We start from the raw sequence: 26,586 nt of genomic DNA on the forward strand, positions 1-26,586 counted from the left end.
CGTCGAGAGCCTGTCGGTGGGGCCGGGCAGGACCGTCCGCGGCATGGATACCGCGGCCGAGCTTACACCCGCGGGCTCCACCCGATACCCGGAAGGCGCTGCTCTACACAGCCAACGTGAACCCAACAAAAAACCCTGCCAAGGCCGGGTTTTCTGCATGACCAGACAACGACCGGGAATCAGTCGCCCTGCTGCTTCTGCAGGTGCTCCCAACGCTCCTGGGCGTCGATGGTGCGCTCGGCCGTGAGACGGGCTTCCAGGCGCTCCAGACCGATCTCTTCACCCGTGTCCACGCAGTAGCCGTAATCACCGGCTTCCAGGCGCTTGAGCGTGCTGTCGATCTTGCCGATCAGCTTGCGGTAGCGGTCGCGGGTGCGCAGCTCCAGCGAGTTCTCGGTCTCACGGGTCGCACGCTCGGCCTCGTCGCCGATGTCACGCACTTCCTCGCGCAGATTCTCGATGGTCTGCTTGGACTCCTCCACCAAGTCCGCGCGCCAGTTCTGCAGGCGCTGGCGGAAGTACTCCTGCTGCAGCGGGCTCATGTATTCCTCTTCCGACGACGGCTTGTAACCGGCCGGCAGGATCGGGCGGCCGGTGGCCTCGTCGGTCTTGTACTCGACGACCTTGTACTTGCTGCGCGGGGCCGGGGCGGCCGAGCGGGCGGCGACGGCCACGGCGACCTTGCCGACAGGGCGCGACACGGTCTTCGGAGCGGGATCGGATTTCACGGCGGTTTTGGCAGGCGATTTCGAAACGGGCACGGGATTCTTGGATTGCGGGGCGGTCGACGCGGAAGGTGCAGCGGCCGAGGCCGGCTTGGATGCCGGTTTGGCTGCAGCACCTGCCGCGGTCTTGGCCGGGACAGGCTTGGCCGGAGCCTGCGTTGCGGCAGGCTTCGGTGCGGACTTCACTACGGGGGCCGGTGCCGGCGTGGCAGCCGGCGTGGCGATATTCTTGGTGACCTTCTTTACAGCGGCAGGCTTGGCCGCCGGCTTGAGCGCCGCGGCCTTCTTTGCCGCTGGCGGTGCAACCGGCTTTTTCACCGCCGCCTTCGGCGCCGGCTTGGCTGCCGGCTTCTTCGCAGCCGGTTTGGCAGCAGCCTTCTTGACCGGCACCGCCTTGCTGGCGGCCTTTTTCACTGCCGGCGCCTTCTTGCTGGCAGCAGCAGGTTTGGCCTTGACCGGCGCAGCGGCCTTCTTGACGGCCGCTTTGCTTGCCTTGGCCGGCGTTTTTTTCGCGGTGGCCTTCCTGGCCGCCGGTTGCGAGGACGCTGCCTTGGTCGCCGGCTTGGCCGCCGGCTTCTTGACAACGGGCTTTGCCGCCAACTTCTTCACAACAGGCTTGGCGGTTTTCTTGGCGGCCTTTGCGGCCTTCTTTGCAGTTTTTTTAGCAGCCACGAAACGCTCTTCCTTGGATTCCCCGGGGCCCGGGAAAGCGGGCCTTTATAGCCTACCCGACCCGCAGCAGCAACCTCGACAGCCCCGCTCCATTCAGTCCTGGAGTCAAGGCCCCCAAGGGGCAGTCCGACGAACACGGACCGCCTCGCGCGGTACGGAACCTGGCCGGCACCCGAAGGTGCCGGTACCGGTCGCAGGCCATCGGCGACATGCGACCAACGGCCCATCCTGCACAAATGCGGCCTTCATGCCAACTGGCATAAGATGACTGGGTGATCTCGCGCCTGCTCATTGCCCTGCTGCGCTTCTACAAGCGCTTCATCAGCCCCCTGCTGGGGCCACGCTGCCGTTTCGTGCCCAGCTGTTCTGAATACGCGATGGAAGCCATCTCCCTGCATGGCCCGCTGCGCGGCAGCTGGCTGGCCGCGCGCCGGCTCGGCCGCTGCCACCCCTTCCACCCCGGCGGTGTCGACCTCGTGCCCGAACGCACCGACACCCCTTCATGCCGTTGCACAGGAAAACACTGACATGTCCTCCACGCTCATCACCAATGCCCGCATGGTCAATGAAGGCCGCACCTTCGACGGCGACCTGCGCATCGAGAACGGTCGCATCGCGCAGATCGGCACCGGGCTGGCGCCGCGCGAGGGCGAGCAGGTGGTGGACGCCGCCGGCCGCTGGCTGTTGCCCGGCATGATCGACGACCAGGTGCACTTCCGCGAGCCGGGCCTGACCCACAAGGGCGATATCGCCAGTGAATCGGCAGCGGCCGTGGCCGGTGGCCTGACCAGCTTCATGGACATGCCCAACACCAATCCGCCGACGCTGGACTCCACCATCCTGGAAGCCAAGTACGAACTGGCGCGTGGCCGCGCCTGGGCCAACTACGGCTTCTACCACGGGGCCAGCAACGACAATCTTGAGGCCATCCGCCAGCTCGATCCGAAGAAGGCGCCGGGCGTGAAAGTGTTCATGGGCGCGTCCACCGGCAACATGCTGGTGGACAACCCGGAAACACTGGACGCGATCTTCCGCGAGTGTCCGACCCCGATCATCACGCACTGTGAAGACACGCCGATGATCGATGCCAACCTGAAAGCCTTCCAGGAAAAATACGGCGACGCGCTGACCCCGGACATGCACCCGGACATCCGTTCGCGCGAAGCGTGCATCAAGTCGACGCGGCTGGCGCTGTCGCTGGCACGCAAGCACGGCACCCGCCTGCACGTCCTGCATATCTCCACCGCCGACGAACTGGCACTGTTCGAGAAGGGCCCGCTGATCCGGGCCGATGGCAGCCGCAAGCAGATCACCGCCGAAACCTGCGTGCACTTCCTGCACTTCGCCCGCCCGGATTACGCCACCAAGGGCAACTTGATCAAGTGCAATCCGGCCATCAAGGACGTGGCCGACCGCGAGGCGATCACCGCCGCGCTGGCCGACGACGTGCTGGACGTGCTGGCCACCGACCATGCCCCGCACACCTGGGAGGAGAAGCAGAAGCCCTATGCGCAGGCGCCGTCCGGCCTGCCGCTGGTGCAGTACGCGCTGGTGGCCGCACTGGAGCGCGTGCACGAGGGCAAACTGACCCGTGAGCAGGTGGTGCAGAAATTCGCGCATGCCCCGGCCCAGCTGTTCGACGTGGAGCAGCGCGGCTTCCTGCGCGAAGGCTATTTCGCCGATCTCGTGCTGGTGGAAGACGTGCCGTTCACGGTCAAGCGCGAGGACGTGCTCTCCAAGTGCGGCTGGTCGCCGTTTGAAGGCACGACCTTCCGGTCGCGCATCGCCTCCACCTGGGTCAACGGCCAGCGGGTGTGGGACGGCAGCGCACTGGTGGGCGAGCCCGCCGGCCAGCGCTTGACCTACGACCGCTGATGCGTCGGGTCCTCATGCTGGGGGTGCTGGTTGCCGCCCCCCTCTGGGCCGCATCTGCGGCGCAGGCCCAGGACGGCATCGGCAGCCTGATCGACAGCCGTGTGGTGTTTCCTGCCAGTGCGTCGCAGGGCGCGCTGGTGATCGGCAAGGTTCCCGCCGGCAGCCGCGTGCAGTATGCCGGCCGCTCGCTGCGCGTGAGCGGTTACGGCAGCGTGGTGTTCGGTATCGGCCGTGATGAAAAGGGACCGCTGCGCGTGCAGGTGCAGCGCCCGGACGGCGGCAGCGAAACGGCCACCATCACGGTGACGCCGCGTGACTGGCCGACCGAACGGGTCAACGGTGTGCCGCCGAAGACGGTCAATCCTCCGCCCGCCATTGCCGAACGGATCAAGCGCGAGCAGGCGCAGGTGACCGCCGCGCGTGCCCGCGATGATGACCGCACCGACTTCACCCAGACCTTCATCTGGCCGGTGCAGGGCCGCATCAGCGGCCGCTTCGGCAACGCCCGCGTCTACAACGGCCAGCCCGGTGCCGGCCATTCCGGCATGGACATCGCGGTACCGACCGGCACGCCGGTGAAGGCACCCGCTGCCGGGGTGGTCACCTTCGCCGGCCCCGACCTGTACCTGACCGGTGGCACGCTACTGATCGACCATGGCTACGGCGTCAGCTCGAACTTCCTGCATCTGTCGCGCATCGACGTCAAGGTCGGTGATCGCGTCGAGCAGGGCCAGGTCATTGCCGCGGTTGGCGCCACGGGCCGTGCCACCGGACCGCATCTGCACTGGGGCATGAACTGGTTCGACACCCGCATCGATCCGCTGCTGGTGCTGGAGCGGAAGTAACCCGCGTGCCCCCTCGCCGGGGGGGGGGGGGGGGGGGGCCGGGGCCCCCCCCACGCTGTGCAGCCGGGGCATGCCCGGCTGCGTCCGTCAGGGCACCGGCCACGCGCCGCGTGCCCCTCCATGCACGATCCATCCCGATCGCGCACAATCAGGGGCATGCACCCGATCCGCACGTCCCTGCTGCTCTCGGCCTGCCTGCTGCTGGCCGCCTGTGCGTCCGCTCCGCCGGAGCCGCGCAATCCGCTCGCGACCTGGGTGCCCTCGCCGAACCACAACGCGCGGGGTCCGGTCATCATCGTCATCCACCACACCGAACAGGATTCGGTGCAGCAGAGCCTGCGCACGCTGCGCACCGCCAACAGTGGCGGCCGGGTCAGCGCGCATTACCTGATCGGCGCCGACGGCCATCGCTACCAGCTGGTGAGCGATCAACGTCGTGCCTGGCATGGCGGCACGGGCCGATGGGGCACCATCACCGACCTCAACTCGGCGTCCATCGGCATCGAGCTGGACAACAACGGCCGCACACCCTTCAGCGCGGCGCAGATCGAATCGTTGATCGTGCTGCTGCGCGACCTCACCGCGCGCTTGGACATTCCGCCGCGGCAGGTCATCGGCCACGCCGACCTGGCGCCGACGCGCAAGCAGGATCCCAGCCGTTTCTTCCCGTGGCAGCAGCTGGCAGAGGCCGGCTTCGGCGTGTGGCCGCGTGCCAGCGATGGCCCCGCACCGGAAGGCTTCGATGCCTGGAATGCGCTGGCCCGCTTCGGTTACCCGCTGGAGGATAGGGACGCGGCGGTAGCTGCGTTCCACCGTCGATTCCGTGGCAGCGATGATCTGCCGAAGACGCTGGATGCGGAAGACGCGCGCATCCTGTACTCGCTGCTGCTGCAGACGCCGTGACCGGCAGCGCCGGGTCGGAATGCCGGTAGCGCCGGGCCATGCCCAGCGAGCGCACAGCGCGGGATCCGCTTTCCGCCGGCCATGGGCCCGCGCTACACCTGCATGAGGTTGCCGGGCCAGCACCCGCCCCACTACATTGCGACCATGATCACTGTTAAGTCGTTGCCGCACGCGCTGCTCCTCCTGCTCGGTGCAGCCCTGCTCGCCGCGTGTTCCACCACCGGCACCCGCCCAGGCACGCCTGCCGCTGCCACGCCCGCTGCGGCCACCTACGCCAGGGTTGAATGGAGTGCGCTGCCACCGGTCTCGGACAGCGACCTGCAGGCCGGCTTCGTCGCCTGGCGCAGCAGCTGCACCCGCCTGAAGAACGATGCGGTCTGGGCCAGACCCTGCGCCACAGCCGCTGCGGTTTCAGACAAGGACCCGGCCGACATCCGCCAGTTCCTGCAGCGTGATCTGGACGTCTATGCGCTGCGTGCGGGTGGCCAGCAGGCCGAAGGCCTGATCACCGGCTACTACGAGCCGATCTACCCCGGCAGCCTCAGCCGCACGGACACGGCAACAGTGCCGGTCTATGGCACCCCCGATGATCTGATCGTGGTGCAGCTGGACAGCGTCTACCCCGAACTGAAGGGCAAGCGCCTGCGCGGCCGCCTGGACGGCAAGGTACTCAAGCCCTATGACGACGCAGGCACCATCGCCGGCAAGGGTGCCAAGGCGCCGGTACTGGCCTGGCTGACCGATCCGATGGACCTGCAGCTGCTGCAGATCCAGGGCTCGGGCCGGGTGCGCCTGGCCGATGGCACGCAGGTGCGGCTGGCCTACGCCGAGCAGAACGGCCATCCCTATCGCGCCATCGGCCGCTGGCTGGTGGAGCAGGGGGAGCTGCGCAAGGAAGACGTCACCATGGACGCCATCCGCACGTGGGCGAAGGCCAATCCCGCGCGTGTTCCGGAGCTGCTGCGCAGCAATCCCAGCTACGTGTTCTTCGTGCGCAGCGCCGACAGCCCGGAAGGCCCGCGCGGTTCGTTGAACGTACCGCTGACTGCCGGCTACAGCGTTGCCGTGGATCGCACCGTGGTACCGCTGGGCAGCCTGCTGTGGCTGTCGACCACCCGTCCGGACGGTACGCCGCTGGTACGCCCGGTGGCCGCGCAGGATACCGGTGGCGCCATTGCCGGCGAAGTCCGCGCCGACCTGTACTGGGGCACCGGTGATGCCGCTGGGAAGCTGGCCGGCGACATGAAGCAGCAGGGCAGCCTGTGGATGCTGTGGCCGAAGGGCGTGGCGCTGCCGGCCCGCTGACCGCTGACCGCAGACCGCTGACCGCAGACCGGGCCGCGGCGATGCCCGCGCGAGGTAGCGGTCGCGGGCCATGGGGATTGGCGGACGAATGGTCAAATTTTAAGGACTTTACGTAGCAAACAGTCCCGGAAAGGGGCGCAAAGTGGACCTGTCGAAACCCACTCACTTCGCAGGAGATTCCACCATGAACACCGTCACCCGCACCCTGGCCGCCACTGCCCTGGCTCTGTCCCTGCAGGCCGGCCTGTCCGCCCAGGCTGCGCAAGCGGCGCCCTCCACCGCCGTCACCGCCGTCGCCCGTACCGCCAGCACCCTCACCACCGCCGATGGCGTGCAGCTCTACTACAAGGACTGGGGTCCGAAGGATGGCCCGGTGGTCACCTTCAGCCACGGCTGGCCGCTGGACTCGGACAGCTGGGAATCGCAGATGATCTTCCTGGCCGACCATGGCTACCGCGTGATCGCGCATGACCGCCGCGGTCATGGACGCTCCAGCCAGCCGTGGGAAGGCAACGACATGGACCACTATGCCGATGACCTGGCCACGGTGATCAACACGCTGGATCTGCATGACGTGACGCTGGTGGGCTTCTCCACCGGGGGGGGCGAAGTGGCGCGCTACATCGGCCGCCATGGTACCGGCCGGGTGAAGAAGGCCGTGCTGATCAGCTCGGTGCCGCCGCTCATGCTCAAGACCGCCGACAACCCCGGCGGCGTACCGATCGAAGTGTTCGATGGCCTGCGCAAGGCGCAGCTGGAAAACCGCTCGCAGCTGTACCGCGACATTCCCTCCGGCCCGTTCTATGGCTTCAACCGCCCCGGCGCGAAGGTTTCGCAGGCCATGATCGACGCCTGGTGGGCGCAGGGCATGCTGGGCGGGCACAAGAACACCTACGATTCGATCGCCGCATTCTCGGCAACCGATTTCCGCCAGGACCTGAAGAAGTTCGACGTGCCGACGCTGGTGATCCACGGTGATGACGATCAGATCGTGCCGATCGACGTTGCCGGCCGCATGTCGGCCAAGCTGATCAAGGGCGCCCGCCTGATCGTCTACCCGGGTGCGCCGCATGGCCTGACCGAAACCCACAAGGACAAGGTCAACCAGGACCTGCTGGCCTTCCTGCAGCAGAAGTGAGTGCAGGGCCCCGGCGGTGAGCCGGGGCCTTCTGCCGTGATCGACGGGCGCATGGCAGGTCATCGCCGGGCCCCTGCGGTGCCCGCTGGGCGATAATGCCGCCCTCTGAACTCTCCGGCTGCCTCCACAGCCAGAACTCCGGCAATGAAGAACGCAAAGAAGTACTACAAGCACTGGGCCGAATCGGGCCTCGGCAAGGGCAACGTGCTGATGGAAGCACGGGGCGACAGGATCGTCCGCCAGGTGGAGATCTACGGCTCCAAGCTGGTATGGGCCGATGAAAACGGCCAGAGCGATGACCGTTTCATGCTGGCTGACCAGCCCGTCTCGTTCCTGGATTTCGATTCCGACGACGAGATCAGCGCGCGCGAATTTGAAATCGCGTGGAAGAAGGCCAGGGAAGCGACCGGCTATCCGTCTGCCTGACGCCCGGCAAACCGGCGTCCCCGATGGCTGCCAGAACTGAAATGTTATAAAGTTTCATTTTTGGAACTCCATCTCCTTCCCCATGAAGACCCCCACGCTGCTGGCCGCCCTGGCGGCGGCTCCCCTTGCCCCTGACGCATTGGCGCAGTCAGCCGACGCGGCGCTCACCCTGGGCAAGGTCGATGTCCACCAGCACCGGGAAGGCGCCCTCAGCGCGCACCAGGTACTCACCTCCGTCGACGTTCTGGGCGCAGACCAGATTGAAGACCGCACCGTGTCCCACAGCTGGGAACTGCTGGGGCAGATGCCCGGCATCCAGCTGACCGAAACACGCCAGGGTGCCGAGTCGGGCAAGGTCAGCTTCCGCGCCTTCAATGGCGAGGGTTACCTCAATGCCATCAAGACCCTGATCGATGGCATCCCGAGCAACGTCAACAGCGGCAACCAGCGCTTCATCGACATGCTGTTCCCGCTGGAAATCAGCTACATCGAGGTGGTGCGCGGGACCAACGATCCGCGTTATGGGCTGCACAACATCGGCGGCAACGTGAACTTCGGTACCCGCCAGGGCGGCAGTTACACCGATGCACGGCTGGCCTATGGCAGCTACAACACGCGCGATGCGCAGCTGGCGGTGGGCCGCGAATCCAACGGCTTCGCGCAGAACTACTTCATCGGCACCCAGGCCAGCGACGGTTATCGCGAGCACGACACCTCCAGGAAGTATTCGCTGGGTGGCAAGTGGTTCTACGGTTCACTGGACGATGGCCTGCGCGTGGGCCTGACCGCGCGCGCCTATCACCACGAGGCGGACGAGCCCGGCTTCATGACGGCCGAGGAACTGCGCACGCACCGCCGTGGCAGCGACCTGCGCAACGCCCATGACGGCGACGACCGCGACATGCGCCAGTTCGCCGCGCATCTGGACCTGAAGCTGTCCGACGCGCTCGTTCTCGGCACCCGGCTGTACTACAACCGTTACCAGGACGATCGGCGCGTGACCTTCAGCGACCTGCCCACCGGCAACCTGCCGCGCCAGCGGCGGCTGTGGGACGAGCGCCAGGCCGGCCTGCTCACCACGCTTACTTGGCAGCCCGCAGCCACGCTGACGGTGGAGGGCGGGTTGAACTACGAGCAGCAGGACAACGGTTACATCCGCGAGCGGTATGCCTACGCCGAACCCACCGATTTCACCCGCCCGCCGGCCCGCGTGCAGAACGACGACCGCCATAGCTTCGACAACGTGGGCGCTTATCTGCAGGCCATCTATCAGCCAGCCGCCGCCTGGAAGATCGTGCCGGCCTATCGCGTGGACCGCTTCAGTGGCCGCACGCGGTTGATGGATGGCACCCGCGGGCGGCTGCAGGACTACGGCACCATCGGCCAGCCCAAGCTGAGCGTCATCCACAGCCTGGGCGACACCACCCACGTCTACGCGAACTGGGGCCGCACGTTCCAGGTGCTGACCGGCGCCACCGCGCCGGCCTATCTCACGCCCGGGCAGACGCCGATGCGTCCTTCCACCAACACCGGCATGGAGCTGGGCCTGAAGTTCCAGCCCTTTGACGGCGCCCAGGCCCGCCTGGCGGCATGGCAGCAGGATGCGGAGAACGAGGTATCCAACATGCCGGCCACCGGCACCACCGTCACCCTGGGCAAGACCCGGCGCCGTGGCGTGGACGCGCAGTTGAGCCTGCAGGTGGGCGACGACTGGACAGTGTGGGCCTCGCATGCGTACCAGGAAGCGAAGATCACCCGCGACAACCGCGCCCCCGGCGTGTCCCTGCAGGGTCGCGAAGTGGCCGCCACCCCGCGCCACATCAGCAACCTGGGCGTGGACTACCAGGCCAGCCAGGCACTGCGGCTGGGTCTGCAGGCGCGCGCGCAGGGCGACTACTACCTGGAAGAGCGCAACGTGGCCGGCAGGTTCGGCGGCTTCGCCGTGCTCGACCTTACTGCCGCGTACCGGATCAATCCGCGCTGGAGCGTGGACCTGCAGCTGAAGAACGTCACCGGACGCGAGTACGCCTACGCGTGGTACGACAGCTTCTTCTGGGACAGTGCCCGGCCGATGTTCTCGCCTGCCCCCGGCCGCACCGTCTTCGTCGGCCTCAGCATGAAGCTGTAGCCCGGCGGGGCGCTTCGGGCTGCGGAAGGAACGCATCTGCCACGCTTTTGCACTACATTGGTGCAATGTCCGACCCCGCGCCGCCACCGTCCCTCGATGCCCTGGGTACCCCCTTGGCCTGGGCCGCTGCCGACGGCCGCATCACCGGCTGCAATCCGGCCTTCGGCCGCTGGCTGGGCGTCAGCGGCCGTCGCCTGCTGGGCCAGCCCCTGGCGGCGCTGGAGGTGCAGGGCGAGGCGCTGGCCCACTTCCTGGCCCGCGACGAGCGTGACAGCCTGCGCCTGCACCGGCTGGCACTGGCGGTACCGGGAGAGGCACCCCGCTTCGCCGAAGGCTGGATGAGCCGCCGTGATGATGGCGGCTGGCTGCTGGAGGCGCATCCGGTCGATGAGTTCCCCGGGCTTGACCCCACCCAGGCCTTGCCGAGCGCACTCAGCGCGGCACTGAAGGGCCTGGCCCACGAACTGCGCAACCCGCTGGCTGGCCTGAAAGGCGCGGCGCAGCTGCTGGCGCGCCGTGCCGCACAGCGCGATGCCAGCGAGCGCGAACTGATCGAACTGATCGGTTCGGAGATCGAACGCCTCAACGGGTTGCTTGACCAGCTGCTGTCGCCGGCGCCGGCCGCACCGCATGCCGCCTTGAACATCCATGCAGCACTGGAGCGCGTGCTGCGCCTGGCCGAGAACGAAGCGGGCTGGGCGGTGCGCCTGCAACGCGACTACGACCCCAGCATTCCCGAGCTGGATGGCGACGCCGACCGCCTTACCCAGGCAGTGTGGAACCTGGTGCGCAATGCGATCCAGGCCGGCGCGGGCACCATCACCCTGCGCACGCGCGTGGAGCATGGTGCGCGGGTTGCCGAGCGGCTGCATACGCTGGCGCTGCGGCTGGAGATCGCCGATGACGGTCGCGGCGTACCCGAGGAGCTGGCCGAACACCTGTTCCTGCCCCTGGTCAGTGGTCGCGCCGAAGGCACCGGCCTGGGCCTGGCGCTGGCCCAGCAGGTCGCGCGCGAGCATCGCGGCACGCTGACCTACCGCTCGCGGCCCGGCCACACCGTATTCACCCTGCTGCTGCCGATCGGCAGCGGCACCGTTCCGGCCGAGGAGGCCCCGCGCGATGTCTGACGCGTCCCCTTCACCCCAGCGGATCTGGGTGGTCGACGATGACCGCGCCGTGCGCTTCGTGCTGTGCACCGCGCTGCGCGAGGCGGGCTACCGGGTCGATGATTTCGACAGCGCCGCCGCCGCCCTGCAGGCGCTGGCCGAGGGCTCTCCGCCGGCACTGCTGTTCACCGATGTGCGCATGCCCGGCGATGACGGCCTGGTGCTGCTCGACAAGCTCAAGGCTGCCTTGCCACAGCTGCCGGTGGTGGTGATGTCGGCCTACACCGATGTCGCCAGCACGGCGGGCGCCTTCCGCGGCGGCGCGCACGAATTCCTGTCCAAGCCGTTCGATCTGGATGATGCCGTGGCGCTGGCCCAGCGCGTGCTGCCGGCGGTCGCGCCGGCACTGGCCGCGCCGGTACCGGCCACGGAGGCCTCCGCCGACCCGTCGCCGCAGCTGGTTGGCGATACGCCGCCGATGCGCGCGCTGTTCCGCGCCATCGGCCGGCTCGCGCAGGCGCCGCTGGCGGTACTCATCACCGGTGAAACCGGCACCGGCAAGGAGCTGGTGGCCAACGCGCTGCACCGCGAATCGCCGCGTGCGCAGGGCCCGTTCGTGGCATTGAACACCGCCGCCATTCCCGCCGAGCTGCTGGAGAGTGAACTGTTCGGCCATGAAGCCGGCGCATTCACCGGCGCACAGCGCCGGCACATCGGCCGCTTCGAGCAGGCCGACGGTGGCACCCTGTTCCTCGATGAAATCGGCGACATGCCCCTGCCGCTGCAGACGCGCCTGCTGCGCGTGCTGGCGCAGGGCGAGTTCTTCCGTGTCGGCGGTCGTGAACTGATCCGTGTCGATGTGCGCGTGATCGCAGCGACCCACCAGGACCTGGAAGGACGGGTGGCGCAGGGGCTGTTCCGCGCCGATCTGCTGCATCGCCTGGACGTGGTGCGCCTGCAGCTGCCGCCGCTGCGTGAGCGCCGCGAGGACATCGCGCAGCTGGCCACCACCTTCCTGGCGGCGGCCGCACGCCGGCTGGATACGCCGACCAAGCGCTTGACCGCCGCTGCCTTGCAGGCGCTGCGCGAGCACGACTGGCCGGGCAATGTGCGCGAACTGGAGAACGTGTGCTGGCGGATGGCCGCACTGGCTGCTGCCGACACCATCGGCGTGGCCGACGTGGATACCGCGCTCAACCGGGCACGCACCCGGCGCAGCAGCACCGGCGGCACCGACCCGGGGCAGTGGGAGGCGCTGCTGTCGGAGTGGGCGCGGCGGCAACTGGCGGAGGGCGTGGAAGGGCTGCATGCGCAGGTGCGCGAGCGCGTCGATCACGCCCTGCTGGACGCTGCCCTGCAGATCACCCACGGTCGCCGCGCGGAAGCAGCGGCGCGGCTGGGCCTGGGCCGCAACACGCTGACCCGCAAGCTGGGCGCAGGCCGCCGCCGCGGCCCCCATTGAACGGTCCCTGCACGCGATCCTCGCATCCGCTTGCCGAACCGTTGATCCCTCATGGACGATGCCGTCCGTAGTGTCACCTGCAAGGAGTCTTCGATGCGCCTGTTACCTGCCCTTCTTCCGCTGTCCGCCGCCGCGCTGCTGTCCGCGTGTGGCAGTACGCCGAAGCCGCAGCCCACGCCACCGCCGCCGGTCGTGACCAGTACCGCACAGCAGGCCGAGGCGAATCTGGCCCCGGCGTCGGCCAGCATCGTCAGTGGCCGGCTGGTGCTGAAGGTCGAACCGGCAGGCGTACATATCACCGGCCTGGTCGGTGGCCTGCAGCCGATGCAGCAGGCAGGCTTCCATATCCACGAGCGTGGTGATTGCAGCGCTGTGGATGCCAGCAGTGCGGGCAATCACTTCAATCCCGGCGGCGTCGCGCACGGGCGCGCCGGTGCCAGCACGCATCACCTGGGCGACATCGACAACCTGCGTGCCGATGCCCAGGGCCGCGCCAACGTCGACATCCACCTCAAGGGCGTTACTCTGGGCGGAGGCGCCGCCACCGATATCGCAGGACGCGCATTGGTCGTGCATGCCAATGCCGATGACTATCGCAGCCAGCCTGCCGGCAATGCCGGCGTTCGCATCGCCTGCGGCGTGATCCGCGTGACGCGCTGATCGCCGCCGGCCATCTTCCAAGGAGAGCATCCATGCGTCTGATCCATACTTCGCTGTTCGCGGCCATCGCCGCCCTGGGCCTGGCGGCCTGCGGCAAGCCGGCCGACACCCCGCAGACCGAGACGCCGCCGGCCGCGCCGGCCGAGAGCGCAACCACCGAACCGGCGCCCGCTGCAGAACCGGCGTCCACCGCCGATGCCTCGGCCACGGCCGAGCTGGCACCCACCCAGGGCAACGAGACCAAGGGCAGCGTCACCTTCAAGCGGGTTGACGGCAAAGTGCACGTCACGGGCCAGATCAGTGGCCTGAAGCCCGGCAGCGAACACGGTTTCCACATCCACGAGAAGGGCGACTGCAGTGCGCCGGACGGCACCAGCGCCGGCGGTCATTTCAACCCGGGCAAGCAGGACCATGGCAGCGTGGCCAGTGATCCGCACCACGGTGGCGACATGCCCAACATCAAGGCCGACGACAAGGGCGTGGCCACCATCGATGGCCCGGTGTCGAGCAACGTGAACATCGGCAAGGGCGATGATTTCGACATCATCGGCCGTGGCCTGATCGTCCACGCCGATCCGGATGACTACACCAGCCAGCCGACCGGCAACGCCGGTGCGCGCCTGGCCTGCGCAGTGATCCAGAAGGCCCCGTAAGGCCAGCCCCGCTGGATTGGAAAACGCCGGCGCAGGCCGGCGTTTTTCTTTGCATCGCTTTCTGTAGAGCCGAGCCCACGCTCGGCTGCTCTTCCGGCGGCCTGAGCCGAGCATGGGCTCGGCTCTCCAACACGCGGCCGCCGTTCCCTTGTCAGCGCGCCAGCAACTCGCGCGCGTCCTGTCCCGCCTCGCAATGCACGAACAGCACCGGCACACCGTGTGCTTCCAGCACTGCCGCCATCTGCCGCTGGCGCATCAGGAACTGCTCATAGATGCCCTGCAGGCGATCGCAGTCGCCACTGTCATGATTGTAGTGGGCGCACCAGCCGGCCGGATCGAACAACGCCATGCGCGCCTCGCCATGGCTGTAGCGCAGCAACGGCTCCGGTGCGGCCTCAAGCCACTCATCCTCGCCCGGCGCCATGATCGCGGTCTCGATCAACGGCCACAGCGCGGCCAGGCCCTGGTTGTCGTACTGCATCGACATCATCGCGGCCAGGTCGTTCACGGTGAAATAGCGCGCATGCTCGATGCGGGCACCGAAACTGTTCTGCGCCATCAGCGCGGTATCGGCATGGGCCATGCCATTGGCCAGCAGCACCTCTTCCAACGCATCGGCCACCGCACGGGTGGTCGCCACATCACTGCCGGTCAGCAGGAACGGCAGCACACGCAGGCCGCCACCCACCAGCGTCGCATCGGCCTGGAACGGCAGCGGCACATCGCCATTGGCATCGGTACCGAAGGCCAGCAGCCGCGGGCCCTGGTTGCGGCCCGGCGCGCGCATCTGCAGTTCTTCCAGACGGCGATGGATCGGCCAGCCCGGGCGCAGCACTTCGGCCGGGTCGAAATGGGCGGCGGCCAGGACCAGGTCCAGCTCGGCCACGGCCGGCACCAGCTTGGACAGGTCGCGGCCGACGCGCTCGGCCAGTTCACCGGCCTGGTCTGCGCTGAGTACCGCCTGGCGGGGGATCTCGCCGCCGGCCAGTTCCAGGGCCAGCACGCCAAGGGCATTCATCGCGGGGTCGGGTTTGCTCATGGTTCCACGGTTGGCCCATCACAGGGCGGCAGCTACACTTGGCCCCATTATGCCTGCTCTGTCGTGCAGGCCATGTTGCAGACACCCTCATCCATGTCAGGTATCTCCATGCCCAACGCTCGTCCCGTCGCCATTCTCGGTGGCGTCCGCATTCCGTTCTGCCGCCAGAACACCGCGTATTCGGATGTCGGCAACCTCGGCATGTCGGTCCGTACGCTGGGTGCGCTGGTCGAACGCTTCGGCCTGCACGGCCAGCAGCTGGGTGAAGTGGCGATGGGTGCGGTGATCAAGCACTCCAGCGACTGGAACCTGGGCCGCGAAGCCACGCTGTCCTCCGGACTGTCGCCGCTCACCCCGGGCATCACCCTGCAGCGTGCCTGCGGCACGTCGCTGGACAGCATCATCACCGTCGCCAACAAGATTGCCCTGGGCCAGATCGAATCGGGCATCGGCGGCGGGTCGGACACCACTTCCGACGTGCCGATCGTGTACGGCAAGAAGCTGCGTGCACGCCTGCTGGCCGCCAACCGCGCCAAGAGCACCGGCGACAAGATCCGCGCGCTGACCTCCGGCTTCAAGTTCTCCGAACTCAAGCCCGAGTTCCCGGGCGTGGCCGAACCGCGCACCGGCAAGAGCATGGGCGATCATTGCGAGGACATGGCCAAGGAATGGAACATCTCGCGTGACTCGCAGGACGAGTGGGCGGTGTCCTCGCACAAGAAGCTGGCCGCCGCCTATGAGCGTGGCTTCTTCAACGACCTGATCGCGCCGTTCCGCGGCGTGGAGCGCGACAACATCCTGCGCCCGGATACCTCGCTGGAAAAGCTGGCCACGCTGAAGCCTGCGTTCGACAAGGTGTCCGGCCGCGGCACCCTGACCGCCGCCAACTCCACGCCGCTCACCGATGGTGCCGCGGCGGTGCTGCTGGCCAGCGAGGAATGGGCCCGCGCCCACGGGCACGAGCCGCAGGCCTACCTGCGCGATGCGCATGTCTCGGCGGTCGATTTCGTGCACGGCGAAGGGCTGCTGATGGCACCGACCGTGGCCGTGCCCGAGATGCTCAAGCGCAACGGCCTGACCCTGCAGGACTTCGACATCTACGAAATCCACGAAGCGTTTGCCGCACAGGTGCTGTGCACCCTGCGCGCGTGGGAGAGCGAGGATTACTGCCGCAACCGGCTGGGCCTGGAGGCACCGCTGGGCCGCATCGATCCGGACAAGATCAATCTGCTGGGCTCGTCGCTGGCTACCGGTCACCCGTTTGCCGCTACCGGTGCGCGTGTGATCGCCACGGCCGCAAAGCAGCTGGCCGAACGCGGCGGCGGCCGCGCGCTGGTGTCGATCTGCACGGCAGGCGGCATGGGCGTGGTGGCGATCGTCGAGCGCTGATCGCTGCAGAAGGCTGTACATGGAAAAGCCGCCCGGATGGGCGGCTTTTTCGTTGCGGTCCCGGTGGGGTGCCGACCCTTCGCCGGCACTGCGCCGATCAGGGAAGACGGGGGTTGCCGAACTCGTCGCGCTCTTCGTTGGCGTTGTACACCGGCGGTTGCGGCACCGTCGGCAGATCTTCCACGGTGGCGCGCGGCGGCACTTCATCGGCACCGGCCCCTGCCGTGCGCACCAGCGCCACACTGTCCTCGCCGCGCTGCAGGCGCAGCGCGTTGGCCAGGCACTGTGCAGCCAGGGCGTGTTCACCCCGCTGGGCGAACAGCTCACCCAGCGCTTCCCAGGCCGGGGCACCGGCGCCGCTGGCGATCGCTTCGTGCAGGAACGTATCGGCAGCGTCCCATTGCTGCTGGGCCAGGGCGACGCGGCCCTGTGCCAGGCGCAGCGCCGCCGAATCGTCATGCACGTTGCGCCAGCGCTGCAGGTTGGCCTGGCGGGTGGCGAGGCGTTCGGCCGGCAGGCGGCCATACAGGGCCACCAGTTCGTCGTCCCACCGCTGGTCCAGGGCGTGCTCCAGCGCCAGCAGCGCCGGCTCGTCCCAGTTCAGCGCCACCGCGCGGCTGGCATAGGCGCCCACCACGTCGGGGGTCGGCCGCAGCGCTTTCGGCGTGGCTTCCCACTGCGCGGCCAACGCATTGACGTCGGCCGCTTCCAGCAGCGCCTGCGCGGCCAGGCGCGCTTCCAGTTCGCTGTTGGATTCGGCCGGCAGCACCTTGCTCTGACGCAGGGCGCCCAGCTGTCCATACGCTTCGTGCGCACGACCGGCGCGGGCCAGTGCCTCGGTGCGCAGCCACAGGCCACGCGGCGGAAGCGGCTGGATCGCGGCCACATCCAGCACGTTGATCGCGTCCACCGGCAGGTCGCGCGCCAGCAGTTGCTCGGCGCGCAGCAGCGCCTGCAGGGTGGCATCGGATTCACCCAGCCGCTGCAGCAGCGCCTCACCTGCGCTGGCGTCAGCACGTGCCTGTGCACTGCGCACGGCATTGGCCAGCGCCACCGCGCTCACTTCCGGATCCTTGGCGGCGCCGTCGAGCAGCTTTTCCGCGCGCTGCCACTGCCCGTGCTCGTAAGCCTGCAGGCCATCGATCAGGCGCACCCGGCCCTGCTTGCGGCGGTAGCGGCCCCACGCACGGAACGGTGCGGCGATCAGGCTCCACAGCAGCCACAGCACCAGCACTGCAATCACCGTCAGCAGCGCCACCTTCGGCAGGTTGCTGTGATAGTCGTAGCCGCCATAGCGCAGAATCACTTCGCCGTAGCGGTTGAGATCGTCGGTGCCGAGCCATTGCGCGGCGACCACACCAATGGCCACGGCCAGCAACAGCACGACCAGGGATTGCAGGGGTTTCATTCGGGTAGCCTCCGGTCGGTCTGGGTGCGCAGCTGTTGCAGGGTGCTGCCTAGGACGGTGTTGCTGGTCTGCAGGGGAAGCTCGCGCAAGGCCTGCAGTTCAGCACGCTGCGCGCGCAGGGCCGGTGAATCCGGCCAGCGCCGCTGTGCCCACTGCTCCACGCGCGACAGCGCGGCGTCACGGCCGGCACGGTCGCCGCGCTCGATCGCCGCCCGGGCCAGGGTCAGTTCCAGTTGCAGCGCATCGTCGGCGTTGCGCCGTTCGGCGGCGGTCAGCGGACCGTTCTGGCGGCTCGGGCTGATATCGACGAAGGGCGCCAGAGCGGCCTGCCACCACGCTCGCGTCTGGTCGCCGGCCGGCGTACTGGCCACTTGGGTCGGCAGCCCCTGCAGGGCGCCGGCCAACGCATCCAGTCGCTGCAGCGCCTGAACGCGGGGTCCGGCACCCAACGCATCGAGGGCATCGCGCTCCTGTACCAGCGCCTGGCGCAGGTTCAGGCCCTCGCTGTCGGGCAGCGCGGCCAGCGCGGTCGCGGCCTGTGCATAAAGACGGCGGGCACCTTCGACATCGTCGGCGTAGTTCAAGCGCTGTGCGGCCTGGGTCAGCAGCAGTTCGGCCTCGTCGCGCTGCACGGCCTGCCGGCCCTGGTTGGCGCTGTCGGCGAGCTTGGCGAGGTTTTCCTCCAGCAGCGCGCTGCGCTGCGACAGGCCCAGCATCTCGTCGCGCAGCACACGGTTGGTTGCGGCCGCGTCCTGCAGGCGTTGGCTGGTTGCGCGCTGGTCGCGACGCAGCGCATCCAGCGTGGCCTCCAGGCCCTGCAACTGCACCGCCATCGTCCGCGACTGTGCTTCCTGCTCATGCTGTTGCTGCTGCCAGAAACGCCAACCGGCATAGCCCCCTGCACCGAGCACGGCCACCACCGCCAGCGGCAGCAGCAGCCAGCGCAGGGAGCGGCGGGGTGGGGAAACGGGGGCGGTGTCGTTCATCAGGCTTCCTTGTCGGCGGCGTCGCCGGAAGGGTTCCGGCAGGCAGCGTCAGGCACAGCATCCCTGTTGCCGACGACAGCGGCAAGCGTGACCCACGTCCCTGTTCAGGTCGCTGCCGGCCCGGTGAGCGTGGTGTGTGCAGCGGCGATCAACTGCGGGGTGGTCGGCCCCGCGCTGCGTACCACCCGCAGGCCCAGCGCCTGCGCCTGCACGCCCAGCCGTTCGCTGGCGACCAGCGCGGTGGCATGGGCCTGCAGCCGCTGCTGCCACTGCGGCGACAGCTGCTCCCACACACGTTGCAGGGCTTCACCGCTGCTGACCGCCATCAGCCAGGGCGCAGAACACTCTCCCAGCCGTGACAGGGCGCGAGGCGACAGGCGCAGTGGTTGGCGCCGATAGACATCGGCACGTTCGATGCTGGCACCCGCCGCCTGCAGCCGGGCGGCAATCAGGCCCCGGCCACCGGGCGCGGTGACCAGCCCGATCCGCAGGCCCTGTACCGCCGCCAGTACCGGCAGGGCCAGCAACCCCTCGCTGTCCATCCGCTGCGGCGCGTGGACCTCGCTGATGCCGTGCGCCTGCAACGCGCGTGTGGTGCCCTCGCCAACCGTCAGCCACGGGCTGTGCTGCGCCGGGCGCAGCGGCAGCAGCGCGGCAGCCGCCGTGACGGCTGCGGGGCTGGTGAACACCACCCGATCGCAGTTCAGCGCGCGTTGCAGCTGGCGCACCACGGCAGGGCCCTGCAAGCGTTGCAGCCGCCACGGCGACAGCGCCACCAGCTGCCCGCCGAGCCCAGCAACGGCGCGGCGCAGCGCCGCATGCTGGCCCTGCGGACGCAGCGAGATCAGCGTCCAGCCCGCGCCGCGGCACGCGCTGCCAGTGGGTATCGTATGGTCATCCATTGCCTGCATTATGCGGGCCCGCCGTTGTCGTGGTTGCTGCTCCGATGTCCGTTGATGCCCTGAGCTCCTCGTTGGCCTCCCTGCAGGAGGTGCTTGACTGCATGCCTGCGGTCCGTGCCATGCAGATCCGCCTGGACGGCTATGCCGATGGCGTGCTGCGCATCACCGCGCCGCTGACGGCGAACGTCAACGACAAGGGCAACGCCTTCGGCGGCAGCCTGGCCTCGGTGCTGACCCTGTCCGGCTGGGCGCTGGTCAGCCTGCGCCTGCGCCTGGCCGGCCACGATGCCGAGGTCTACGTGGCCGACAGCAACCTGCGCTACCTGGCACCGGTCTACGAAGACCTGCACGCGCAGGCCGAGGCGGCCGAAAGCGGTGCCTGGGACACCTTCCTGGCCACCTTCCGCCAGCGTCGCAAGGCCCGCATCAGCATCATCGCCACCCAGCCGGCCGCCGACGGCCGGGCCGCTGCCGAGTTCAGCGGTCGCTTCGTTGCCTTCGCCAAAGGGTAGGATGGCAGGCTGACGCCCTGCGGAAACCCCTGATGCGCCGCCTCATCCAGATCCTGTTGAGTTCCCTGCTGCTGGTCAGCGCCATGGCCGGTGCCGACGAGCTGAGCCGCAAGCAGCGCAAGATGCTGGAAGAGACCCAGATCGCCTACGGGGCGACGATCCGCTGGGGCAGCATGGACGACGCCATCGGCTACCTGGATCCGGTGCTGCGCAAGGAAAAGCCGCCCACCGAGTTCGAGCTCAACCGTTATGCACAGCTGCGGGTGTCCTCCTACCGCGAGCGCAGCAGCGCCTCGCTGCCCGATGGCCAGGTCGAGCGCCGGGTGGAAATCGGCGTCATCAACCAGAACACCCAGGCAGAGCGCACCGTGGTGGTGACCGAGCGGTGGCGCTGGGATGCCGAGGCGAAGCGCTGGTGGCAGGCCGGTGGCCTGCCGGATCTGTGGCAGGGGCAGTGACGGGCCGCGTCCGGCTTGTGCGACAATCGGCGCCCGCTTATCGACCCGTGACCTGAGTGAATTACGAAGAGTTGCTGGCCTTTGCAGGCCGAAACCCGATGCTGTCCGCGGCCCTGGTCGGCCTGACCGTGGCCCTCATCGTCACCGAAATCCGCCGCCTGTTCCGGGGCTTCAAGGGCATCAAGCCCGCCGAACTGACCCAGCTGATGAATGCGGGCGGCACGGTGGTGGTGGACCTGTCCGCCAGCGGTGACTTCGAAAAGGGCCACATCGCCGGCAGCCGCAATGCGCAGGCCAGCGCGTTCGGCCCGGAGCACAAGCTCGTGGCCAGCGCCAAGCAGGCGCCGGTGGTTCTGGTGTGCCGCAACGGCAACGCATCGGAAACCGCCGCCAAGGCGCTGAAGAAGGCCGGTTTCGAAAAGGTCTTCGTGCTCGAGGGCGGCATTCCCGCCTGGCAGCAGGCCGAACTGCCGCTGGTCAAGGGCCGCAACTGATTGCCGCAGGTGGCGGATCCGGCCTTGTATGGGCCTGATGCCGCCCCCATCGCAGTAATTCGACCCTAGTTTTCATTGCATTCACCTGGAGTTACTGGAAATGTCCGAAGAGATCACCAACGGCGCCGCTGCGCCGGTCGATGCCGCTACCGGCCCCGCTTTCACCGTCGAGAAGATCTACGTCAAGGACGTCTCCTTCGAGTCGCCGAACGCACCGACCATCTTCAATGACCAGGTGCAGCCGGAGCTGCAGCTGAATCTGAACCAGCAGGTGCAGCGCCTGGGTGAGAACGCGTTCGAAGTCGTGCTGGCCGTCACCCTGACCTGCCAGGCCGGTGAGCGCACCGCCTACGTGGCCGAAGTGAAGCAGGCCGGCGTGTTCGGCCTGGTCGGCCTGGACCCGCAGTCGATCGACGTGCTGCTCGGCACCCAGTGCCCGAACATCCTGTTCCCGTACGTGCGCCAGCTGGTCAGCGATCTGATCCAGGCCGGCGGCTTCCCGCCGTTCTTCCTGCAGCCGATCAACTTCGAAGGCCTGTACGCAGAAACCCTGCGCCAGCGCCAGGAGCAGGGCGACGCACCGTCGCTGGCTGACTCCGAGCCGGCCGGCAACGCCTGAATCCGCCGCGACGTCACGGATGAGCACTACCGCTGACAAGATCGCCGTGCTGGGCGCCGGTTCCTGGGGAACCGCGCTGGCCAGCCTGCTCGCCCGGCACGGTCATCCGACCGTGCTGTGGGGGCGTGATGCCGCCGTGGTCGAGGCCATCGACCAGCGCCACGAGAATCCGCGCTACCTGCCGGGCATCCCGCTGCCGGACAGCCTGCATGCCACCACCGACCTGGCGTCGGCGGTGCACGGTGCCGCCTGGATCCTGGTGGTGACCCCGTCGCACGCGTTCAACGAGACCGTGCGCGCGCTGGCGCCGCTGCGTCCGGCCGGTGCCGGCGTGGCCTGGGCGACCAAGGGTTTCGAGCCCGGCTCCGGCCGTTTCCTGCATGAAGTCGCGCGCGAGATCCTCGGCGAGGACGTGCCGCTGGCTGTCGTCACCGGGCCGTCGTTCGCCAAGGAAGTCACCCAGGGCCTGCCCACCGCGATCACCGTGCACGGCGACGTGCCGGCGTTCGCGCAGACCGTGGCCGAAGCGATGCATGGCCCGGCGTTCCGTGCCTACACCGGCGACGACATGGTCGGTGCCGAGCTGGGGGGCGCGATGAAGAACGTGCTGGCCGTGGCCACCGGCGTTGCCGATGGCATGCAGCTGGGCCTCAACGCCCGTGCCGGCCTGATCACCCGCGGCCTCAACGAGATGCTGCGGCTGGCCGCGGCGATCGGTGCCAAGCCGGAAACCCTGATGGGTCTGGCGGGCCTGGGCGATCTGGTGCTGACCTGCACCGGCGACCTGTCGCGCAACCGCCGCCTGGGCCTGGCCCTGGGCCGCGGGCAGACGCTGCAGGATGCCGTGCGCGAGATCGGGCAGGTGGTCGAATCGGTGCAGACGGCCGATGAGGTGATGCGTCAGGCACGCCGACACGGCATCGACCTGCCGATCTCCGATGGCGTACGCGCCGTACTGCACGGCGAGCAGACCCCGGCAGAGGGCCTGCGCGCATTGCTGGCGCGCGAACAGAAACCGGAATATCCGGACACGCTGTTCAAGTAACCGAAAACCCCGGCCATGCGCCGGGGTTTTTTCATCAGGGAGTACCCCATGCGGGTGCCGGACCGGACACAGGCTTTGGTGGGTGCCAAGCTTGCTTGGCATCACGCGTGCAGCATATCCACGCATGGCGTGGATCCACTGCAACGCCCGATCACCGCGCCCGTGGCGGCGCGTTGCCGTTGTCCATGTCCGAGAAGATCATCCAGGGTCCATCGCCCGCGCGCGTCAGCGTCAGCGTGAACTTTCCGGTATCGCCGACGTTGCCGCCAAACGTGTAGGCACCAATGATGTAGGCCGTGCTCCTGTCCACCGCGTACGCCAGCGCACGCAGGCGCAGCGGGCTTCCGCCCTGTCCGGCGTAGGCGGCCGCGATCGCGTCGCGCCCGCGCACCGGCGGCTGTTGGCTTTGCAGGATGAATCCGTCTTCGGCGAACAGCGCCGCCAGTGCCTTGCCATCGCCCGCGCTCCACGCCCGCTCGTAGTCGCGCAGCACGCGATCCAGTGCCGCAGGCAGTGCCACGTCGGGCAGGCGTTCAGCGGGCGGCGGTGCGCTGCTGGCGTGCTGCGCGAGGGCAGGACCGGCCAGCAGCACGGTGGCAAGAAGGATCGCGGCATGGAAGGGTCGGCGCATGCGAAGAGTCCCGGGCGGTGGCGGAAGCCTGGCCGCAAGAATAACCACACGGGCCGGCCCCGGATCACGCGGCCGAGGGTGCGCGAAACCTCCCTGTCAGCCCGGACGCAGCAAGGTGCCGGCCTGCACTGACAGTGACAGGCAGGCCATCACCAGTCCTTCCATCACGCGATCGCCCACGTACTGCTCCTCCGGCCCGTTCTGCCGGACACGCTCGGCGGCCAGCAGCATCTCCAGCGCCACCCGCAGGCCGGCGTGCGCGCAGTCGGCATCGGCCAGCGCCAGCTGACGGCCAGGCAGCGGATGGCGTTCCGGCCAGGGCAGGCCATCGGCGGCTGCGCCGCTGCCGATCCGTTTCAGCGTGGCGATGAAGGTGTTGGGGTCGGACTGGGACTGTTGGGGGGTCGCATCGGCGTCGTTGGCCGGCGCGCTGTCGGAATGCGGAGGGGGAAACTCAGGTGTGGTCATTGATGAGGCTCCGTGCAGGACAGACGGTAGCCGCCACGGATAAAGGTGGCGGGCGGAGACGTGGCTCGAAAACCGGGAGGTTGCTAGGCCGGCAGGCACAAGGCCTCCACGCTCCGCCCGCCATGGCCGGCGGACGCGTTGCCAGCCGGCACCACACGAGGTGACACCGGCTGGCAACCGTAATCAAGCAACTCCACGGGTTTTCGATGCCCGGCCACCTTTGGGGGTGGCACCGCATCTGTACCTGTGTCACTGCGCAACGCCAATGAGCCGAGTTGTATTCAACCCACGATGCTCGACGCTTTCAGCATCCTCGCACACGGTTAAGTAGTCGCAGACGTTGATGGCGCAAGGGCCTCACGCGTTCGGGGAATTTGCGACACGGGTCGTGGTTGAAGGGGAGCGGGCCGTTATGTGGTTTAGGCGTTTGCGACAGGTACTTGAGCCAGCTGAGCGGACCATCGTTTTTCATCTGCATTACAACTTTAGCTTAGCCAGGACGTCCCATTGGCCAGGGCTGGTGATTAGAGGTCAGCGCGGACAAGCGCACCACGAGCCACCTGAATCTGCTGCATCAAGCATTGCGGGTAGTGACATCGAACCAACTCCATTAGCCTTTTCCGCTGCTCCGGTTCGCATTTCAAACCGAACGTGACGGACTCAAGCTCTGCGGGAAGGAAGGGGTAGTCACCAAAGAGAGCATCACCCTCGCTACTACGCCATGTGATTGCCCGCCACTCTTCCTCGTAGCGCCACTCTTCACGCTTCGTGTAGCAGATGGCGTTGACTACCCCCTGTCCGATGGTCTGCTTGTCGGCATAGAGGTAGAAGTCCAACCCCGAGCATAAGACCGGCACTTCGTTGCTGTAGTGCACAGATCGAGATTCAAGAAATGGTGTGTTCTCAGCGGGAATGTGCCTAAACCCTAGGACGCAGCCAGATCCGTTGCCTGCGTAGTTGGCCCACATCGCCGGGTTGACCGGATTGGCCGTCAGGCACATTACACGAGCATGAGCGGCAAACTCTGTGCCGAGATGGTCTCGGATCATAGCTTCATGAATCCGGTCGAGCTCGCGGCTTTCCTCCGGTGCTCCTTCAAGAAAATCATCTGGCGACATCCCGTGATTCAGGCCGAAGCAGATCATGTCGTACATCCGGCGCGTCATCGGCGTCAGGCGAGCGACATCGATCTCACGTGCTTGCAATGCTGCGTCCACGAGCAACCTTGGAAGCTCGTTCATGGCCTGCTTTAGCGGTGGATCGAATCGAGGTAGTCGCTGGAACTCGATGGGATCGTTGAACAGTAACGGACTAGACCAGCGAAGCGTCCTCGACTTAAGCACTATCTCGGCGGTGTTGGCAGTCAAGTACTTGTACAGGGTTGAAGGAGGTCGCATAAGGGGTGCGAATGCTGGGTTTCAATGGACAGGGTGGATAATCGCTTCACTCTGCGCAAGGGGGCAGTCTCAGGTGGATGCGCCTGTGCCGAATTACAGCAGGCGCTGAAGACTGGACGGCCATCACGAGCTGTGCCACTTGCTCTCGCCCACCACTCAATGGAATGACATCGCGACCGAACTCGTTCGTAGGCTAGAAGGGCTGACTTGGTCGCAAGTTCAATATCCGCTCATATGCGGAATCGCGCTCTGTGAACTGATTGAATCCAAGGGCGAATACAGACATTCTTTCTCTACGACTGCCCGCGGCTACCCGCACCCTGCCTCTCGTACCAGCCTTCAGTACGGTTCACGATACGAACGACCGACAACATCACCGGCACCTCGATCAGTACACCGACAACGGTGGCCAGCGCGGCGCCCGAATGCACACCGAAGAGCCCGACGGCGGTTGCGACCGCCAGCTCGAAGAAGTTGCTCGCGCCGATCAGCGCCGATGGGCCGGCCACGCAATGGGCGACGCCCAGACGACGGTTGAGCAGATAGGCCAGGCCCGAAGTGAAATAGACCTGGATCAGGATGGGCACAGCGATCAGCGCGATGACCAGTGGCTGCTCGACGATCTGCTGACCTTGAAAGCCGAACAGCAGCACCAGTGTCAGTAGAAGGGCCGACAGCGAAACCGGGCCGAGTCGGGTCAGCGCCAGCTGCAGACCGGCCTCGCCGCTGCGCGAAAGCATCCAGCGCCGCAGCAGGGTGGCAACACCGACAGGTGCAACGATGTACAAACCCACTGACAGCAGCAGGGTGTCCCACGGAACAGTGATCGCGGACATGCCGAGCAGCAACGCGACCACCGGCGCATAGGCCACCACCATGATCGCGTCGTTCAGCGCGACCTGGCTCAACGTGAAGTTCGCATCGCCGCGGCACAGGTTGCTCCACACGAACACCATCGCGGTGCAGGGCGCGGCTGCCAGCAGGATCAGGCCGGCGATATAGCTGTCGATCTGGCCGGCTGGCAGCCATTCCGCGAAGAGGTGACGCAGGAATACCCAGCCCAGCAGTGCCATCGAAAAGGGCTTGACCGCCCAGTTGATGAACAACGTTACGCCGATGCCTTTCCAGTGCTGCTGCAACTGGCGCATTGCGCCGTAGTCGACCTTCAGCAGCATCGGGATGATCATCAGCCAGATCAGTGCCGCGACCGGCAGGTTGACCTTGGCCACTTCGGCGGACGCCAGTGCCGCAAAGGCGCCGGGCAGGAGGTGTCCCAGCAGGGTACCGGCCGCGATGCACAGCGCGACCCACAGGGTGAGGTAGCGCTCGAACAGGCGCAT

27 protein-coding genes are annotated in these 26,586 nt (G+C 67.6%); 18 read left to right on the forward strand and 9 right to left on the reverse strand.

Annotated features, from left to right (window positions below; translation table 11 throughout):
• Window positions 1-179: 179 nt before the first annotated feature.
• Entirely contained in the window at window positions 180-1,397 is a 1,218-nt protein-coding gene (dksA, locus tag ACVOME_RS05630; RefSeq protein WP_481504818.1) for an RNA polymerase-binding protein DksA, read from the reverse strand.
• Window positions 1,398-1,669: 272 nt separating this feature from the next.
• Between dksA and yidD the strand changes: the two genes are divergently transcribed.
• The 12 genes from yidD (at window position 1,670) to ACVOME_RS05690 (ending at window position 13,898) form a co-directional block, all read left to right on the forward strand.
• Window positions 1,670-1,924: a membrane protein insertion efficiency factor YidD gene (gene yidD / locus ACVOME_RS05635; protein WP_053519683.1), complete on the forward strand. Its 255-nt coding sequence runs from the start codon at window positions 1,670-1,672 to the stop codon at window positions 1,922-1,924.
• Window position 1,925: 1 nt separating this feature from the next.
• A complete protein-coding gene (locus ACVOME_RS05640; protein ID WP_279942401.1) occupies window positions 1,926-3,272 on the forward strand; it encodes a dihydroorotase in 1,347 nt (448 codons plus the stop codon).
• On the forward strand, window positions 3,272-4,117 hold the full coding sequence (locus tag ACVOME_RS05645; RefSeq protein ID WP_312551699.1) for a M23 family metallopeptidase: 846 nt from the start codon (window positions 3,272-3,274) through the stop codon (window positions 4,115-4,117). The genes ACVOME_RS05640 and ACVOME_RS05645 overlap by 1 nt, the downstream gene beginning before the upstream one ends.
• 156 nt (window positions 4,118-4,273) lie before the next feature.
• Window positions 4,274-5,020, forward strand: coding sequence for an N-acetylmuramoyl-L-alanine amidase (locus tag ACVOME_RS05650; RefSeq protein WP_481504819.1), 747 nt, complete (start codon window positions 4,274-4,276; stop codon window positions 5,018-5,020).
• Between the two features lie 144 nt (window positions 5,021-5,164).
• Window positions 5,165-6,325: a murein transglycosylase A gene (gene mltA, locus ACVOME_RS05655; protein WP_283219057.1), complete on the forward strand. Its 1,161-nt coding sequence runs from the start codon at window positions 5,165-5,167 to the stop codon at window positions 6,323-6,325.
• Window positions 6,326-6,509: 184 nt separating this feature from the next.
• Window positions 6,510-7,463, forward strand: a complete 954-nt coding sequence (locus tag ACVOME_RS05660; protein WP_065182072.1) for an alpha/beta fold hydrolase — start codon at window positions 6,510-6,512, stop codon at window positions 7,461-7,463.
• 144 nt (window positions 7,464-7,607) lie between these two features.
• Window positions 7,608-7,889 carry a hypothetical protein gene (locus ACVOME_RS05665; RefSeq protein ID WP_053520269.1) on the forward strand — a complete coding sequence of 94 codons (282 nt, stop codon included), beginning with the start codon at window positions 7,608-7,610 and terminating at the stop codon, window positions 7,887-7,889.
• 82 nt (window positions 7,890-7,971) lie between these two features.
• The gene (locus tag ACVOME_RS05670) at window positions 7,972-10,017 is read left to right on the forward strand and encodes a TonB-dependent receptor (protein WP_481504820.1); all 2,046 of its coding nucleotides are present in this window, start codon (window positions 7,972-7,974) and stop codon (window positions 10,015-10,017) included.
• Between the two features lie 65 nt (window positions 10,018-10,082).
• Window positions 10,083-11,144 carry a two-component system sensor histidine kinase NtrB gene (locus ACVOME_RS05675; protein ID WP_053518064.1) on the forward strand — a complete coding sequence of 354 codons (1,062 nt, stop codon included), beginning with the start codon at window positions 10,083-10,085 and terminating at the stop codon, window positions 11,142-11,144.
• Window positions 11,137-12,585, forward strand: a complete 1,449-nt coding sequence (gene ntrC / locus ACVOME_RS05680; protein ID WP_065174140.1) for a nitrogen regulation protein NR(I) — start codon at window positions 11,137-11,139, stop codon at window positions 12,583-12,585. Before ACVOME_RS05675 ends, ntrC begins: the two co-directional genes overlap by 8 nt.
• A 93-nt stretch (window positions 12,586-12,678) precedes the next feature.
• Window positions 12,679-13,245, forward strand: a complete 567-nt coding sequence (locus ACVOME_RS05685) for a superoxide dismutase family protein (protein WP_445393939.1) — start codon at window positions 12,679-12,681, stop codon at window positions 13,243-13,245.
• Window positions 13,246-13,277: 32 nt separating this feature from the next.
• Window positions 13,278-13,898, forward strand: coding sequence for a superoxide dismutase family protein (locus ACVOME_RS05690; protein ID WP_065174141.1), 621 nt, complete (start codon window positions 13,278-13,280; stop codon window positions 13,896-13,898).
• A 151-nt stretch (window positions 13,899-14,049) separates the two neighbouring features.
• On the opposite strand, the gene ACVOME_RS05695 is transcribed toward ACVOME_RS05690, so the two are convergent.
• On the reverse strand, window positions 14,050-14,937 hold the full coding sequence (locus ACVOME_RS05695; RefSeq protein ID WP_253118354.1) for a hypothetical protein: 888 nt from the start codon (window positions 14,935-14,937) through the stop codon (window positions 14,050-14,052).
• Between the two features lie 93 nt (window positions 14,938-15,030).
• Here ACVOME_RS05695 and ACVOME_RS05700 point away from each other — a divergent pair, with 93 nt between their 5' ends.
• Window positions 15,031-16,326: an acetyl-CoA C-acetyltransferase gene (locus ACVOME_RS05700; RefSeq protein WP_476342861.1), complete on the forward strand. Its 1,296-nt coding sequence runs from the start codon at window positions 15,031-15,033 to the stop codon at window positions 16,324-16,326.
• A gap of 97 nt (window positions 16,327-16,423) precedes the next feature.
• Here the strand turns inward: ACVOME_RS05700 and ACVOME_RS05705 are convergent, their stop codons facing one another.
• The 3 genes from ACVOME_RS05705 to ACVOME_RS05715 all read right to left on the reverse strand — a co-directional run bounded on the left by ACVOME_RS05705 (window position 16,424) and on the right by ACVOME_RS05715 (window position 19,631).
• On the reverse strand, window positions 16,424-17,734 hold the full coding sequence (locus tag ACVOME_RS05705) for a heme biosynthesis HemY N-terminal domain-containing protein (RefSeq protein ID WP_053518053.1): 1,311 nt from the start codon (window positions 17,732-17,734) through the stop codon (window positions 16,424-16,426).
• A complete protein-coding gene (locus ACVOME_RS05710; RefSeq protein WP_164152958.1) occupies window positions 17,731-18,720 on the reverse strand; it encodes a uroporphyrinogen-III C-methyltransferase in 990 nt (329 codons plus the stop codon). Before ACVOME_RS05710 ends, ACVOME_RS05705 begins: the two co-directional genes overlap by 4 nt.
• A gap of 104 nt (window positions 18,721-18,824) precedes the next feature.
• Window positions 18,825-19,631: a uroporphyrinogen-III synthase gene (locus ACVOME_RS05715; protein ID WP_053518049.1), complete on the reverse strand. Its 807-nt coding sequence runs from the start codon at window positions 19,629-19,631 to the stop codon at window positions 18,825-18,827.
• A gap of 35 nt (window positions 19,632-19,666) precedes the next feature.
• Between ACVOME_RS05715 and ACVOME_RS05720 the strand changes: the two genes are divergently transcribed.
• The 5 genes from ACVOME_RS05720 to ACVOME_RS05740 all read left to right on the forward strand — a co-directional run bounded on the left by ACVOME_RS05720 (window position 19,667) and on the right by ACVOME_RS05740 (window position 22,750).
• Window positions 19,667-20,134: a YiiD C-terminal domain-containing protein gene (locus ACVOME_RS05720; RefSeq protein ID WP_053518047.1), complete on the forward strand. Its 468-nt coding sequence runs from the start codon at window positions 19,667-19,669 to the stop codon at window positions 20,132-20,134.
• 32 nt (window positions 20,135-20,166) lie between these two features.
• Window positions 20,167-20,592 carry a hypothetical protein gene (locus tag ACVOME_RS05725; protein ID WP_065182065.1) on the forward strand — a complete coding sequence of 142 codons (426 nt, stop codon included), beginning with the start codon at window positions 20,167-20,169 and terminating at the stop codon, window positions 20,590-20,592.
• Between the two features lie 56 nt (window positions 20,593-20,648).
• A complete protein-coding gene (locus ACVOME_RS05730) occupies window positions 20,649-21,086 on the forward strand; it encodes a rhodanese-like domain-containing protein (protein WP_053518043.1) in 438 nt (145 codons plus the stop codon).
• Between the two features lie 100 nt (window positions 21,087-21,186).
• A complete protein-coding gene (gene secB, locus ACVOME_RS05735; RefSeq protein ID WP_004153553.1) occupies window positions 21,187-21,705 on the forward strand; it encodes a protein-export chaperone SecB in 519 nt (172 codons plus the stop codon).
• Window positions 21,706-21,724: 19 nt separating this feature from the next.
• Entirely contained in the window at window positions 21,725-22,750 is a 1,026-nt protein-coding gene (locus ACVOME_RS05740; protein WP_053518041.1) for an NAD(P)H-dependent glycerol-3-phosphate dehydrogenase, read from the forward strand.
• 151 nt (window positions 22,751-22,901) lie between these two features.
• On the opposite strand, the gene ACVOME_RS05745 is transcribed toward ACVOME_RS05740, so the two are convergent.
• From ACVOME_RS05745 to arsB, 4 genes are all read right to left on the reverse strand, one after another.
• Window positions 22,902-23,381 carry a YybH family protein gene (locus tag ACVOME_RS05745; RefSeq protein ID WP_481504821.1) on the reverse strand — a complete coding sequence of 160 codons (480 nt, stop codon included), beginning with the start codon at window positions 23,379-23,381 and terminating at the stop codon, window positions 22,902-22,904.
• A gap of 96 nt (window positions 23,382-23,477) precedes the next feature.
• Window positions 23,478-23,849 carry a hypothetical protein gene (locus tag ACVOME_RS05750; RefSeq protein ID WP_481504822.1) on the reverse strand — a complete coding sequence of 124 codons (372 nt, stop codon included), beginning with the start codon at window positions 23,847-23,849 and terminating at the stop codon, window positions 23,478-23,480.
• A gap of 524 nt (window positions 23,850-24,373) precedes the next feature.
• Entirely contained in the window at window positions 24,374-25,090 is a 717-nt protein-coding gene (locus ACVOME_RS05755) for a DUF2971 domain-containing protein (protein ID WP_414487556.1), read from the reverse strand.
• 449 nt (window positions 25,091-25,539) lie between these two features.
• Window positions 25,540-26,586: an ACR3 family arsenite efflux transporter gene (gene arsB / locus ACVOME_RS05760; protein WP_481504823.1), complete on the reverse strand. Its 1,047-nt coding sequence runs from the start codon at window positions 26,584-26,586 to the stop codon at window positions 25,540-25,542.

Source organism: Stenotrophomonas sp. STEN008, from assembly GCF_056760435.1.